This window comes from Pseudothauera nasutitermitis (genome assembly GCF_004801295.1).
GTDB classification, from domain to species: domain Bacteria; phylum Pseudomonadota; class Gammaproteobacteria; order Burkholderiales; family Rhodocyclaceae; genus Pseudothauera; species Pseudothauera nasutitermitis.
The window spans coordinates 406,977-419,782 of record NZ_SSOC01000004.1; the positions used below are offsets into that span (position 1 = coordinate 406,977).

The following is a 12,806-nucleotide window of genomic DNA, read 5'->3' on the forward strand; positions in this document are numbered from 1 at the left end:
CTACTCAAAAACGATGATGTGCGCCTGAATACTGCCGGCCATGGTTATGGGTGCATCGGAACGATTATAAACCGTCCAAATTGCTCAAAATTGATTATTGCGAGCAGCACGTAGCCGTGGGCAACGCGTATTGCGGCGGGTATTGGATGCGTTCGTCCCTGCTGACGCTGTTCTTGCCGCAGGCTGGCGTGCGTTAGCAGGGGCTCGCCCGCGCCATGGTCAGAGCCGGATCCGCGAGGCGTCGTCCGCGGGCTGCGGCTGCACCCTGGGGCTGATGCCCAGCGCGCATTGCTTGGGCGAGATGCCGGTGTGGCTGCGGAACACCCGGCTGAAGTGGCTGAGGTTGGCGAAGCCGACGGTGGAGGCGGTTTCGGTCACGCTGATGCCGCGCTGCAGGAGGGTGACGGCGGCGTCGATGCGGATGCGGGTGAGGCAGGCATGGACCGAGCAGCCGAACAGGGCCTGGAAGCCCGATTGCAGGCGTTTTTCGTTGAGCCCGACGACACGTGCCAGGGATTGCACGCTCCAGTCTTCGCCGTAGGTCCGCTCGAGCAGGGCGCGCGCTTCGATCAGGCGAGGGCGGTCGGCGGGCACGGGCAGGGTCATCTCCTGCTGCGCCAGGTTTTCGCGCAGGAAGCAGGCAATGGCCTCCAATGCCTTGGCGCGCAGGTACAGGTCGCGCGAAATGCAGGGGCCGGGGTAGGTGCAGCCGAAGCCGAGAAGGTCGTAGGCCACGCGCTGCAGGCTGCTGGAGGCGGGCGCGACGCCGAGGAAGGCGTCGATGTGCGGCTGGTCGCCCGCGATGGTGCATACGCGCTTGCGCAGGTTGTCCATCTGCAGCCCGGTCAGGCTGTCCATGGCGGTTTGCGGCATGTGGATGCTGACCATGCGGAAGATGCCGTCGGACTTGCCGTCGAGCACGTCCCAGCCGGAGGTGTGCTGGCCGGAAGCCATCAGGATGGCGGAGCTGGCCTGGGCATTGAGCACCGCCCCGTCGTCGAAGGCGGTCTGTATGCGCCCTTCGAGCAGGATGTTGACGCTGAAGGCGGGCGGCCCTTCGGCCCGGAAGTCCCATTTGCTGCCGGGGCGGCCGTTGATGCAGCTGATGTGTAGCCCTTCGCAGGGCTGGTACACGTGCATGGCGTGCCGCCAGTCCTCACGGACGCCCGTCAGCCCGTCTTCCTCCAGCTTGCTGGGGTCAAGGGCCGGTTGGCCGGATGTTGTTCCTGCGATCCCTTCCATAAATTTTTCCCGAAAACATCAAATTTTTTCCGGAAACCGTTAGCGCCACTTTTCACTTGGCGTAATGATGCGCGATCTCAATACCAATATATACCCGGATCATTGCCAACGATACAAGACGAACATTGGCAATAGTGGTTTACCCGTAAATCACCCATAAAAACGAGGCCCTCACCAGGCCGCAGACCTTCCTCTCCATGCCGATACCTTCTCCCGTTTCGTCGCGCCTGAGTGCGCGGCAGGTTCTGCCGGCGATTGCGGGCATCTACATCAGCCAGACGCTGCTCACGGCGATCACCACGCAGTCGCTGCCCGCCCTGTTGCGCGACGCCGGCGCCACGCTGCAGATGGCCGGGCTGGCCGCGCTGTGGTGGCTGCCCTGGGGGTTGAAGTTCCTGTGGGCGCCGATGGTGGAACGCTGGCGCCTGCCGGCCCATGAGCCGCGGCGCCGTTCGCGCACGCTGCTGCTGGCCGGGCAGTGGCTGCTGGCGGGCATCCTGTTGGGGATGGGGGTGGCGAGTCTCAATGGCCTGCTGCCGCTGCAAACGCATGGCACCTGGATTCTGGCCCTGTTGCTGCTGAGCGCCCTGGTGGCGGCGACGACGGACATTGCCTGCGATGGCTTCACCGTGGAGCAGCTTGCCAGCCAGCAGCGCGGCTGGGGCAATGTGGCGCAGGTGGGCGGCAGCTATGTCGGCGCGATGCTGGGCGGCGGCGGTTTTCTGTTGATCGTCAGCCACGCCGGTCTGTCGCAGGCACTGTTGGCCACCGCGCTGGCCATCGTGGTGCTGAGCCTGCCGATGCTGGTGCTGCGCGAGCCGGCCCGCTCTCCGGCGCAGACCGGCCACCACCAGCCCAGCCTGATGCATGCCCTGCGCCGCCCGCAGGTGGTGCATGGCCTGCTGCTGCTGTTGCTGGGCAGCATCGGTGTGCGCCTGACGCTGAGCATGATGGGGCCGTTGCTGCTGGACCACGGCGTGAGCATGGAGCGGCTGGGCTGGCTGTTCGGCACGTTCAGCGTCTTTGCCGGGCTGACGGGGGCCTTTCTGGGCGGGGCGCTGGTGCGCCGGGCGCCGGGCTGGCGGGCGGTATGGCTGGCGGTGGGGCTGGAGGCCTGCGTGCTGGCCGCGCTGGCAGGGGCCGCCGCGGCCAGCAATGTGCCGCAGCCGCTGCTGACCGGGCTGGTGGGGTTGATGTTCGGCGCGATGGGCTGCGCTTGGGTGGCGCTGTATTCGGTGTTGATGGGCGTTGCCTCGCCGCAGCAGGCGGGGGTGGATTTCACGCTGTTCCAGAGTGCCGACGCCTTGCTGGCGGCCGCCGGCGGCGTGGCTGGCGGCTGGCTGGCCGGGCAGTGGGGGTACGAGGCCTGCTTTGGCCTGGCCGCGGCGCTGACGATGGTGGCGACCGTGGTGATCCGGCAGTACGCCGCGCTGGATGTTCCGGCGATTCAAGAGGATTCCGCCCATGCGTAGTAGTGATCGAGCGGGCGGCGCGCCCAGCGTCTGGTCCATCATGCGGCCTGTGCAGGGTCAGATCCGTTTCGCCATGGTATTGGCGGGCCTGGCGGCTGCTTCCTCACTGGGGGCGCTGTGCGCGCTGGCCTGGGCGGTGCATGCCTTGCTCGCGGCGCCGGGGCAATGGCCGTGGCCTCCGCTGCTGCTGGCTGCGGCCTTGACGGTGCTGGCCTACGTGCTGCGGCTGACCGGGTTCAACCAGTCGCACTACGCGGCCTTCCGCCTGGAGACGCGGCTGCGCACCGATCTTGCCGGGCACCTGGCGCGCCTTCCGCTGGGCTATGTGCAGCAGACCGGCTCCGGCGCGCTGACCAAGGTGATGATGGATGACGTGAAGGCGCTGCACGTGTTCGTGGCCGACAGCACGCCGCTGTATGCGCGCGCCTACGTTTCGCCGGTGCTGACCTTCGTGCTGCTGTGGCTGCTGGACTGGCGCCTGGCGCTGGCCGCGACGGCGGTGCTGGCGGTGGGCATGGCGGTGGTGTCGCTGGCCATGCGCGGCGGCGGCGAGATGATGCAGCGCTACCATGCCGCCGGCGAGAACGTCAGCAAGGCGGTGGTGGAGTACGTGCAGGCCATGCCGGTGGTGCGCACCTTCGATACCGGCACGAGTACCTTTCAGCGCTACCAGCGGGCGCTCAACGAGTTCGTGGCGGTGGTGCTGCTGTGGTATCGCATGGCGGGCTTTTCGTCGCGCATGTCGGTGGCCATCCTCAACCCGCTGCCGACGCTGGCCGCGCTGGTGTGGCTGGGCGGCTGGCTGATCAGCCGCGATGCGCTGGCCGCCTCCACCTGGCTGGCGGTGTTGCTGGTGGGCACGGGCATGGCCGAGTCGCTGCTGCCGCTGATGTCGCTCAGGCATCTGGTGGCCAAGACGCAGATGAGCATCCACCGCATCCACGAGGTGATGGCCGAGCCGGTGCTGCCGGTGCCGGATGCGGCGCAGGCCAGGGAACCGCGGGACGCCAGCGTTTGCTTCGAGCACGTCGATTTCCGCTATACCGCCGACGGCCCGCTGGTGCTGCGGGACGTGAGTTTCGAGGCCCGGCCGGGCAGCGTGACGGCGCTGGTCGGCCCTTCCGGCGCGGGCAAGACTACGGTGGCGCGGCTGATTCCGCGCTTCTGGGACGTGAGCGCGGGCTGTATCCGGGTCGGCGGTGTGGACGTGCGCGAGATGCTGCCCGAGACGCTGATGCGCCAGGTGGCTTTCGTGTTCCAGGATACCTTTCTGTTTGCCGACACCATCGCGGGCAACATCCACCTGGGCCGGCCCGAGGCGACGATGGAGGCGGTGATTGCCGCCGCCAGGGCGGCCCAGGCGCACGATTTCATCATGGCGCTGCCGCAGGGCTACGACACGCCCGCGGGCGAACGCGGGGTGTTCCTCTCGGGCGGGCAGCGCCAGCGCATCACCATCGCCCGCGCCATCCTGCAGAACCGGCCGATCCTGGTGCTGGACGAGGCCACCGCCTTTGCCGATCCGGAGAACGAGGTGGCGCTGGTGGCGGCGCTGTCGAATCTGATGCGCGGCAAGACGGTGCTGATGGTGGCGCACCGGCTGTCCACCATCCGCGATGCCGACCAGATCCTGGTGTTCGACCAGGGCCGGCTGGCCGAGCGCGGCCGCCACGATGCGCTGGTGGCGCAGGGCGGCGTCTATGCCCGGCTGTGGCGCAACTTTGAGCAGGCGCAGAACTGGGCCCTGGCCGGAGAACACGCATGAGCACATCCCACCACGCGCCCCCGCAGATCACTCCGCTGCGCGAGACCTGGCGCCAGTTGATGACGAGCGCGCGCAGCCGTGCGCCCAGGCTGCGCGCCAGCCTGATCGGCCTGGCCGTGGCCGCCGTCGTGCAGGGCCTGGCGCTGGCTTGCCTGATGCCGCTGTTCCAGGCGCTGATTCCGGCTGCGGATTGGCAGGCCGCACTGCCCTGGCTGCTGGCGATGACGGCGCTGATGCTGGCGGGCACGGCCATGCGCTGGTGGGCGCAGGGCTTCGACTACCGTGGCGACATGGTGCACAACACCCACGAACTGCGCACCGAGTTGGGCGAGCAGTTGCGCCGCATTCCGCTGGAAGTGCTGCAGGACAAGCGCGCCGGCGGCGTCAACGCGACGCTGCTGGGCAATGTGGACGAGACGCTGAGCTACGTCCTGACCATCGCCAACATGATGGCCACCGCCCTGATCACGCCGGTGGCGGTGGCCCTGGCGGCGCTGTGGTTCGACTGGCGCATGGGGCTGATCCTGTTGTTGGTGTTTCCGCTGCTGGTTCCGTTGTACCGCTGGCGCCGTCCCGCCTTCGGGCGCGGCATGCGCATGCTGGCCGATGCCAACGAGCGCACCAGCAGCGACATCCTGGAATACGCTCAGGGCCTGCCGGTGCTGCGCGCGGCCTGCTGCGCGGGCAAGCGGGCCGAGAGGCTGCAGGCGAGCTTCAGGCACCTGGAAACCATCCAGACCATCGGCCAGAAGAAGGGCGCCAAGCCCAACCTGGTCCTGGCGACGGTGATGGAACTGGCGGTTCTGCTGGTGGTGTTCGCGGGCGCGCTGTTCGTCGTGCAGGGCACGCTGGACGTCGCCATCCTGGCCGCGCTGATGGTGATCGCGGTGCGCTTCGGCGAGCCGCTGGCGACCTTCGTGCTGTACGCCAAGGTCATCGATCTGATCGAGGCGGCGCTGGGCAAGATCAACGCCATGCTGCGCATCGCGCCCCTGCCGCAGCAGGTGCCGGCCCAGGTGCCGCAGACTTTCGAGGTGGCTTTCGAGGGCGTGCGCTTTGGCTATGCCAGGGCCGGCGAGACCACGCTGCGCGGGCTGGACGTCCGCTTGCCCACATGCAGCCTGACCGCGCTGGTCGGCCCGTCGGGCTCGGGCAAGACCACGGTGACGAGGCTGCTGATGCGCCATGCCGATCCGCAGGCCGGCCGCATCACCATCGGTGGCGTGGATGTGCGCGCCATCGCGCCCGAGCAGCTCAACGTGCTGATCTCGGTGGTGTTCCAGGACGTGTATCTGTTCGACGACACCATCCTCGCCAACATCCGCATGGCCCGGCCGGAGGCTGCCGACGAGGAGGTCGAAGCCGCCGCCCGTGCCGCGCACTGTCACGAGTTCATCACCCGCCTGCCCGAGGGCTACCAGACCCGCGTGGGCGATATCGGCGGGCGGCTGTCGGGCGGCGAGCGCCAGCGCATCAGCATCGCCCGCGCCATGCTGAAGAACGCGCCCATCGTGATCCTGGACGAACCCACCGCCGCGCTGGACACCGAGAGCGAAGTGGCCGTGCAGGCGGCCATCGATGCACTGGTGCGCGACCGCACGGTGATCGTGATCGCACACCGCCTGTCCACCATCGCCGCCGCCGACCAGATCCTGGTCATCGACGATGGGCGTCTCGTCGAACAAGGCCGGCATGGCGACCTGCTGGCCCGCGAAGGCCGCTACGCCAGCATGTGGCGCGCGCAGCAGAGTGCCAAGAACTGGCATGTGCTTGAACCCCGACCCGCCTTTCGCGTCATGCCGCCGGATTTGGTTTTTTCCGGGGGCGGGGGCTCCGGCAGCGCCAAGGCCCTGCTGAGCGGCGAAAAAGGCTGAGGCCATGGAAGCGGCGGAAAATTTTCGGATATGCCAGCGTCTGCGCGCCCTGGGGCTGCGCCCGACGACGGCACGTGTCCACGTCATGCGGGTGCTCGAACAGGTATCGGCGCCAACCGCGGCGGAAAGCGTGTTCCGCACCCTGATCCTGCAGAGTTTGTCGATCAGCTTTGGAACGGTGTATCGGGCGCTTGGCGACATGACTGCCGTCGGGCTGTTGCAGAGCAAACCGATTGCCGGCCGCAACGGGGTGCGGGCCGGGTACTCGTTGCTGCCTGAAAAGGGGATGGCGATCAGTGGGAGTCGCCACCTGGCATGCGGGGGTTACGCGGGGGTTGCCGATCCGGCGCAGGGCGCGAAGAACTGGCATGCAGAGCATTGAGAGAAACGGAAACTTGATCGGAGATTGAACATGCCCGACTTCAGACTGCGCTTGCTCAGCCTGGCGCTGATATCGATTCACACCACGGGATGGATGGCCGCCGCGCAGGCACAGGGCGTGCTGCAAGACGAGGGGGAAGCCCGGACGCTTGCCCCGGTCGTGGTGTCGGCCAGCAAGCGCGGCGAAACGCTGGAACGGCTCAATGGCGCCGCCAGCGTGGCCGACCGGCTGGATCTGGACGACGCGCAGGTGGACTCCACCCTGGCGCTGGACCGTGTCTTCCCCGAGTTGTACATGTCGCACAGCGCCACCTTCCTGTTCCCGATCATCACGCTGCGCGGGGTGACCTCCGCCCAGGATTTCTACAATCCGGCCCTGACGGTCTATGTGGATGGCGTCCCCCAGTTGCCGACTTTTGCCGCGCAATCGCTGTTGGGCGTCGAGCAGGTGGAACTGCTCAAGGGGCCGCAGGGCACGCTGTATGGCAAGAGCGCGCAGGGCGGCGTGCTCAACATCGTCACGCACAAGCCGGATGCCACGCCCCGGTTCGTTGCCCGCGGTGGCGTCGCCAGCCGCGACGGCTACCAGCTGCAGGCCGAGGGCGCGGGGCCACTGGTGCAGGATCTGCTGTACGGCTCGGTCTCCTTGCTGGCCAATGACGCCAACGGCGACGTGCGCAGCGAGGTCATCGGCAGCGACCACCTGGGCGGCGTGCGTTCGCGTGCCGGCAACGTCAAGCTGAGGCTGGCGCCGACCGGCAGCCCCTGGGAACTGGGCCTGTCCGCCGGGCGCGACTGCGCAATGGGAGACCAGGAGGTCTACACGCGCTTCGACGACTACAGATCCCGCCGGGCCTATGTCCTGCCGAACCTGCCGGAGGCCTATCGGGATTTCTACCAGCGGCGCTGCGCCAACAGCTTCGCCGCCAGCGGGCAATACGACTTCGATGTCTGGCGCCTGAGCGCCGTGGCCAGCAGCCAGCGTGTGAACACCACACGCCGCTGGCCGTTGGATGCCTACTTCCCGCAGTTCTCGGAACACTGGAAACAGAACACCCAGGAAGTGCGCCTCGCAACGCGCGGGGCCGAGGATGGTGCGCAAGCGCTGCGCGCCTGGGATGCCGTATTCGGCCTGTACCGGCAGGAGGTGGATCTGTCCAGGGGTTACCAGTTCGACATGGTGCTGCCCGGTTTCTATCGGGTCGTGGATTCCGGTTCGAGCAACCGCAACGAATCCCTGGCGGCCTACGGCGACGTGACCTGGCACCTGTCGTCCAGGCTGGACCTCACCACCGGCCTGCGTTTCACGCGCGATGAGGCGAGGACGAAATTCCAGGGCGACCAGATGGGCGCCACCTTCCAGGGCAGGGCCTCATCAAGGCAGAACACCTGGCTCGGCCACGTCGCGGCGGGCTACCAGTTCTCCCCGCAATGGCGCGGCTACGTCAACGTGGCCCAGGGCTACAAGCCGCTGGGCTACAACCTGGCGCCGTCGAACGTGGACGACGCGGAGGGTTATGGCCGCGAACGCTCGGTCAGCTACGAGGCCGGCGTGCGCTACACCGGCCGCGATGTCCGCGCCGGCATGGCCGTCTATCGCGTGGACAGCAAGGACGTCCAGCTCTATGGCGATGGCGACATGGGCTACCAGACGCTGAGGAATGTCGGCGATACCCGCTCCGTCGGCGTGGAGTTCAATGCGGAATGGGATATCACGCGGCAATGGACGCTGGCGGCTGGCGGTTTCGTCAATGACGCCACTTTCCGCCGCTTCATCGACTCCAGCGCATGCACGGGCTGCCAGGACAACGACGTGCCCATGGCACCCGGCTACGGCCTGACCCTGTCGGCCAAGGGCCGCCTGCAGGTGGGCGAGACCCTCCTGCGGCCGCAACTGACCGCGCGCCGCACCGGATCGCATTACTTCGACAGCGCCAATACGCTGCGCCAGGACGCCTACACCCTGGTCGATGCCGCACTGGCCTGGAGTCCGACGCGCAGCCTGGAATTGATGCTCTACGCGCACAACCTGACCGACAAGGCGTATCGGACCTATGGGTTCTCCTACGGCGCGACCGGGAACTTCGCGCAGGTGGCGCCGGGGCGGACCGTGGGGCTGACGGCTACCTACATGTATTAGCGGAGGGCCGGAACGATGGCGTGGCACTTGTGTCCGGAATGGGAACGGGGAGCCGCCGCATTGCGACGTGCCACTTGATGTGCCGTTTTGGGGCGGCCGTCAGTGGATGCTGCTGGACGTTACTGGGTCGGGGAGATGCAAAAGGCATCAGCAGGGTCAGCGGCCTGCAACACACCCCTGGATTTCCTTGGAATTCCCCGGATTGTTGCGGTGGAGCGGGCGAAGGGAACAGAATTCAGCGTCCAACTCTTTGATTGATAAGGTGGCATCCCCGCTTGGTGAGCGAGGATGTACCGCATTTTGGGCCGGTCTGATGGCTGCTGTCCACTCTCCGCCGGCTCCGGCACCTGAATCTGGATTTTTTCGCTATTATGGGCAAATTAGTTTTATATCGACCATAATAGCGAACATGCCACGCAAACCGCCTATCGTCTTCCCTCAAGAGCAGCGCCTCCTCTCCGCGCTGGGAGAGCGGCTGCGCCTTGCCCGCAAACGACGCAAGTTGAGCAACGCCGTCGTCGCGCAGCGCGCGGGGATTTCAAGGACGACCTTATACAAGGTCGAGGCCGGAGACGCTGGAGCAACGCTGGGATCCTATCTCCGGGTGCTGGCCGTGCTAGGTCTTGAGGGCGACCTCAATCAGCTTGGGGCCGACGATAGAGTTGGGCGGAAATTGCAGGATCTGGCGCTGGAGCCAGCGCCCAATCGCCGCACGGCTACCCGCGCCAAGACGGCCAAGTCCTCATCAGCCTCAAACGATGAGGAACCCACATGAGCACGCAGGACAACACCCTGGAGGTGTGGCTTGACGACGACCCCGGCCCTGCATGCCAGGTTGGCACGCTCGCCCATGACCGCGGCCAGATCCGCTTCCACTACGAACGCGATTGGCTACGAGACCCTCGCGCCTTCGCGCTGGACCCCGACCTCTCTCTGGACGAACACCCCTTCTTTCCCAAGCCAGAGCTAGGCAACTTCGGCATTTTCCTGGACTCGTCGCCAGACCGCTGGGGGCAGACATTGATGAAGCGGCGCGAAGCGTTGCTGGCCAAGGACGAGCAACGTCTTCCGCGTACGCTGTACGCCTGGGACTTCCTCATCGGCGTACAAGACCTCACCCGTCAAGGCGCCCTGCGCTTTCGCCGACCCGATATGGAAGCGTTTCTTGGCGACGAGAAAATGGCGGCTCCGCCAGTGACAACTCTGCGAGAGTTGGAAGCCGTGGCCTATCAACTCAGCAACCGGCGTATCGACGATCTGGATGCGCTACGAAAGTGGCTCGCCGTACTCGTCGCACCTGGCGCGTCTTTGGGCGGAGCAAGGCCAAAAGCCAACTTTACCGAAACCGACGGCTCACTCTGGATCGGCAAGTTCCCAGCCAGGGATGACGATCGAGACGTCGGGGCTTGGGAGTATGTCGTTCACCAACTCGCGCAAGAAGCGGGGATAGACGTACCGCCTGCAAAGCTCATCAAGCTAAACAACGACTTCCATACCTTCTGCATCCAAAGGTTCGATCGCGCCAACAGTTCGCGACGCTTCTACGCCTCGGCGATGACATTGCTTCGCAAGACGCAAAGTGAAGGTACGAGCTATCTGGAATTGGCGCAGTTCATTCGAGCTCAGGGCGATGCCGAGCATGCGGATGCGGATTTGGAACAGCTATTCCGGCGAGTGGCGTTCAACGTCGCGGTCGGCAACCGCGACGACCACCTTCGCAATCACGGATTCGTGCTTGGCAAGACAGGCTGGAGACTTGCGCCCGCGTTTGACGTCAATCCGAATATCGACAAGGCAGAACATGTGTTGAATATTGATGACGTCGACAATCGACCTGGCCTAGAGACTGTTCTAAGCACGGCCGCTTTTTACGGGCTGGACGATGTGCAAGCTCGGCAAATTGTGGATGAAGTAGTCATGGTTGTCGATCGTTGGCAGGACGCTGCTCGTCGGATGCGCATTAGCGGTGCGGATATTGATTTGACTGCGGGGGCGTTCTCGGCGCACAAAATATGGGGGGGTAGGTAGCCGTGCGGCTGTCTGCTTTCGTTGCGAAGCAGTCATTGTCTGTGATCCCTTGAACTTCCGTTTTGGGTCGGATAGCGCCCCTCCGTAGGCGCACACTGAATCTCCCTTTACTCGAAAGGAGATTGTCATGGAATCCGCGAACGCCACCGTTGACCGTCGTGTGCCATGGAACAAGGGAAAGCTCACCGGGCAGAAGCCGCCCCTAAAGCTCCGAGAAATTTGGGCAATCCGAGTAAGACTTCAGATGGCTTCGAACATCCGGGAGCTCGCGATGTTCAATCTCGCAATCGATAGCAAGCTTCGAGCGTGCGATCTCACGCGATTGCAGGTGCAGGACATCCGCCATGGGAGCCACGTGGCCGCGAGAGCCACCGTCCTGCAACAAAAGACCCAGCGTCCGGTCCAATTCGAGATCACGGAGCAAACCCGTGAGAGCGTTGAAGCATGGATCGATGCACGAGGGCTAAAGTCGGCAGATTTTCTTTTTCCGAGCCGCTTGCATATGTCGCCGCATCTGTCGACGCGGCAGTACGCCCGGATTGTGCATCGCTGGGTCGCATCGATTGGCCTCGACGATACCGCATATGGCACCCACACGATGCGCCGTACAAAAGCCTCGTTGATCTACTGCCGGACGAAGAATCTTCGGGCTGTACAGCTGCTGCTCGGGCATACGAAGCTGGAAAGCACAGTTCGCTATCTGGGCATCGAGGTCGACGACGCTCTTGAGATGGCTGAACAAACCGAGGTTTGATGCGTCCCGGCCGGCGAGAGGTCGCTTGCCGGCCAGAAGCGGTCACTGACTCCCAGCACAACCAATTCCAGGCGAGCTCCTATGGCACGTAAATACCTTGAAGCCAAAAAGCGGCATCATTACGTCTGGGCGAGATACTTGACTCGCTGGGGCAGCGGGACTAAGAGCGTCTTCTACACCACGAAGACTGGGAAAATTGCCCATGACAGCGTGCGTGCGGTCGCCGCGGAAGACTATCTCTACAAGGTCACAACGCTCACTAAAGAGCAGGTGGATGTGATTAAGGGGTTCTCCCGCTTGAGCCCCGAATCACTCCAACAACAGCACATGTCCTACCTAGGCGATTTTCTGAAGCTGCAGCAGGCAGAAGCAATCTACTGGAGGTCAGACGTTCGCAGCCAAGAGGCCGAACAGCATCTCCATGCGCTGAAATGCAACCTGTTGGAGAATCTCCACTCATCCCATGAGCAGGGTGTTCAGCCCGTGTTAGAGGCCTTGGCTGGTGAACAGCTTGAGGTCCTACAGGACAAGCAGCACATGATCGAATTCATGGCATTTTTTGGCCATCAGTTCTGTCGCACAAAGCCTTTTCGAGATGGTGTAATTCGAAGCCTTGTTTGTAGTAACGCTATGGAAATCCGCGTGGCTGATGCTGTCGCCCATGCGTGGTGGTTCATGAGTTACATGTTCGGAATGAGTTTCGGGAATAGCCTATATCTAAGCCGCCATGAGGATAAGCATGCGTTGCTGATAAACGACACCTCGGTACCTTCCATCACCTCCGACCACCCCATTGTCAATGTTCACCCATGCGTTTCAGAGACAGCCTTCATTGCACCTGAGCATGCCGACCTCTACTACCCAATATCGCCAAGAATCGCCTACATCATATGCAACTCTGGGCGATTCCTACCCGGCAGAAATGCGATTGATGAGACCACAGTAGTGGAGCTCAACTCCAAACTGGCATCGCAAGCTATGGTGCATATTGTTGGTAACAGTGAGAGTGCTATCCGTCCCTTCCAAAGCTTCATTGGACGACGCGCTCAGAAGGCTCAAAAGCAACGAAAAGGGCCTGGGTTTATTTAGAGCACTGGTCGGCCGCTATCGACCCCAAGCGGACGATCGACAGACAAACTTTAGATCGTCG

General features: G+C 64.2%; 10 protein-coding genes. 9 read left to right on the forward strand and 1 reads right to left on the reverse strand.

The features are described from left to right. Positions 1 to 219: 219 nt before the first annotated feature. Complete coding sequence (locus tag E6C76_RS12220; protein WP_136348520.1) at positions 220 to 1,242, reverse strand: helix-turn-helix transcriptional regulator; 1,023 nt, start codon at positions 1,240 to 1,242, stop codon at positions 220 to 222. A 197-nt stretch (positions 1,243 to 1,439) separates the two neighbouring features. Between E6C76_RS12220 and E6C76_RS12225 the strand changes: the two genes are divergently transcribed. The 9 genes from E6C76_RS12225 to E6C76_RS12265 all read left to right on the forward strand — a co-directional run bounded on the left by E6C76_RS12225 (position 1,440) and on the right by E6C76_RS12265 (position 12,745). Beyond that, positions 1,440 to 2,714 (forward strand): MFS transporter, encoded by a 1,275-nt coding sequence (locus E6C76_RS12225; RefSeq protein WP_136348521.1) that lies wholly within the window; start codon positions 1,440 to 1,442, stop codon positions 2,712 to 2,714. Continuing rightward, a complete protein-coding gene (locus E6C76_RS12230) occupies positions 2,707 to 4,479 on the forward strand; it encodes an ABC transporter ATP-binding protein (protein WP_136348522.1) in 1,773 nt (590 codons plus the stop codon). The genes E6C76_RS12225 and E6C76_RS12230 overlap by 8 nt, the downstream gene beginning before the upstream one ends. Continuing rightward, on the forward strand, positions 4,476 to 6,353 hold the full coding sequence (locus E6C76_RS12235) for an ABC transporter ATP-binding protein (RefSeq protein WP_136348523.1): 1,878 nt from the start codon (positions 4,476 to 4,478) through the stop codon (positions 6,351 to 6,353). The genes E6C76_RS12230 and E6C76_RS12235 overlap by 4 nt, the downstream gene beginning before the upstream one ends. A gap of 4 nt (positions 6,354 to 6,357) precedes the next feature. Beyond that, positions 6,358 to 6,735, forward strand: coding sequence for a transcriptional repressor (locus tag E6C76_RS12240; RefSeq protein ID WP_136348524.1), 378 nt, complete (start codon positions 6,358 to 6,360; stop codon positions 6,733 to 6,735). A 30-nt stretch (positions 6,736 to 6,765) separates the two neighbouring features. After that, positions 6,766 to 8,874, forward strand: coding sequence for a TonB-dependent receptor (locus tag E6C76_RS12245; protein WP_331000015.1), 2,109 nt, complete (start codon positions 6,766 to 6,768; stop codon positions 8,872 to 8,874). A 313-nt stretch (positions 8,875 to 9,187) separates the two neighbouring features. Further along, entirely contained in the window at positions 9,188 to 9,649 is a 462-nt protein-coding gene (locus tag E6C76_RS12250) for a helix-turn-helix domain-containing protein (protein WP_211090205.1), read from the forward strand. Then, complete coding sequence (locus E6C76_RS12255) at positions 9,646 to 10,902, forward strand: type II toxin-antitoxin system HipA family toxin (RefSeq protein ID WP_136348525.1); 1,257 nt, start codon at positions 9,646 to 9,648, stop codon at positions 10,900 to 10,902. The genes E6C76_RS12250 and E6C76_RS12255 overlap by 4 nt, the downstream gene beginning before the upstream one ends. A 127-nt stretch (positions 10,903 to 11,029) precedes the next feature. Beyond that, positions 11,030 to 11,656: a tyrosine-type recombinase/integrase gene (locus E6C76_RS12260; protein WP_136348526.1), complete on the forward strand. Its 627-nt coding sequence runs from the start codon at positions 11,030 to 11,032 to the stop codon at positions 11,654 to 11,656. Between the two features lie 81 nt (positions 11,657 to 11,737). After that, entirely contained in the window at positions 11,738 to 12,745 is a 1,008-nt protein-coding gene (locus tag E6C76_RS12265; RefSeq protein WP_136348527.1) for a DUF4238 domain-containing protein, read from the forward strand. The last annotated feature ends 61 nt before the right edge of the window (positions 12,746 to 12,806 follow it).

What these genes read in the sequence shown, in the direction of transcription:
- E6C76_RS12220 (WP_136348520.1), bottom strand. Translation starts at nt 1,242, where the DNA reads ATGGAAGGGATCGCAGGAACAACATCCGGCCAACCGGCCCTTGACCCC.
- E6C76_RS12225 (WP_136348521.1), top strand. Translation starts at nt 1,440, where the DNA reads ATGCCGATACCTTCTCCCGTTTCGTCGCGCCTGAGTGCGCGGCAGGTT.
- E6C76_RS12230 (WP_136348522.1), top strand. Translation starts at nt 2,707, where the DNA reads ATGCGTAGTAGTGATCGAGCGGGCGGCGCGCCCAGCGTCTGGTCCATC.
- E6C76_RS12235 (WP_136348523.1), top strand. Translation starts at nt 4,476, where the DNA reads ATGAGCACATCCCACCACGCGCCCCCGCAGATCACTCCGCTGCGCGAG.
- E6C76_RS12240 (WP_136348524.1), top strand. Translation starts at nt 6,358, where the DNA reads ATGGAAGCGGCGGAAAATTTTCGGATATGCCAGCGTCTGCGCGCCCTG.
- E6C76_RS12245 (WP_331000015.1), top strand. Translation starts at nt 6,766, where the DNA reads ATGCCCGACTTCAGACTGCGCTTGCTCAGCCTGGCGCTGATATCGATT.
- E6C76_RS12250 (WP_211090205.1), top strand. Translation starts at nt 9,188, where the DNA reads ATGGCTGCTGTCCACTCTCCGCCGGCTCCGGCACCTGAATCTGGATTT.
- E6C76_RS12255 (WP_136348525.1), top strand. Translation starts at nt 9,646, where the DNA reads ATGAGCACGCAGGACAACACCCTGGAGGTGTGGCTTGACGACGACCCC.
- E6C76_RS12260 (WP_136348526.1), top strand. Translation starts at nt 11,030, where the DNA reads ATGGAATCCGCGAACGCCACCGTTGACCGTCGTGTGCCATGGAACAAG.
- E6C76_RS12265 (WP_136348527.1), top strand. Translation starts at nt 11,738, where the DNA reads ATGGCACGTAAATACCTTGAAGCCAAAAAGCGGCATCATTACGTCTGG.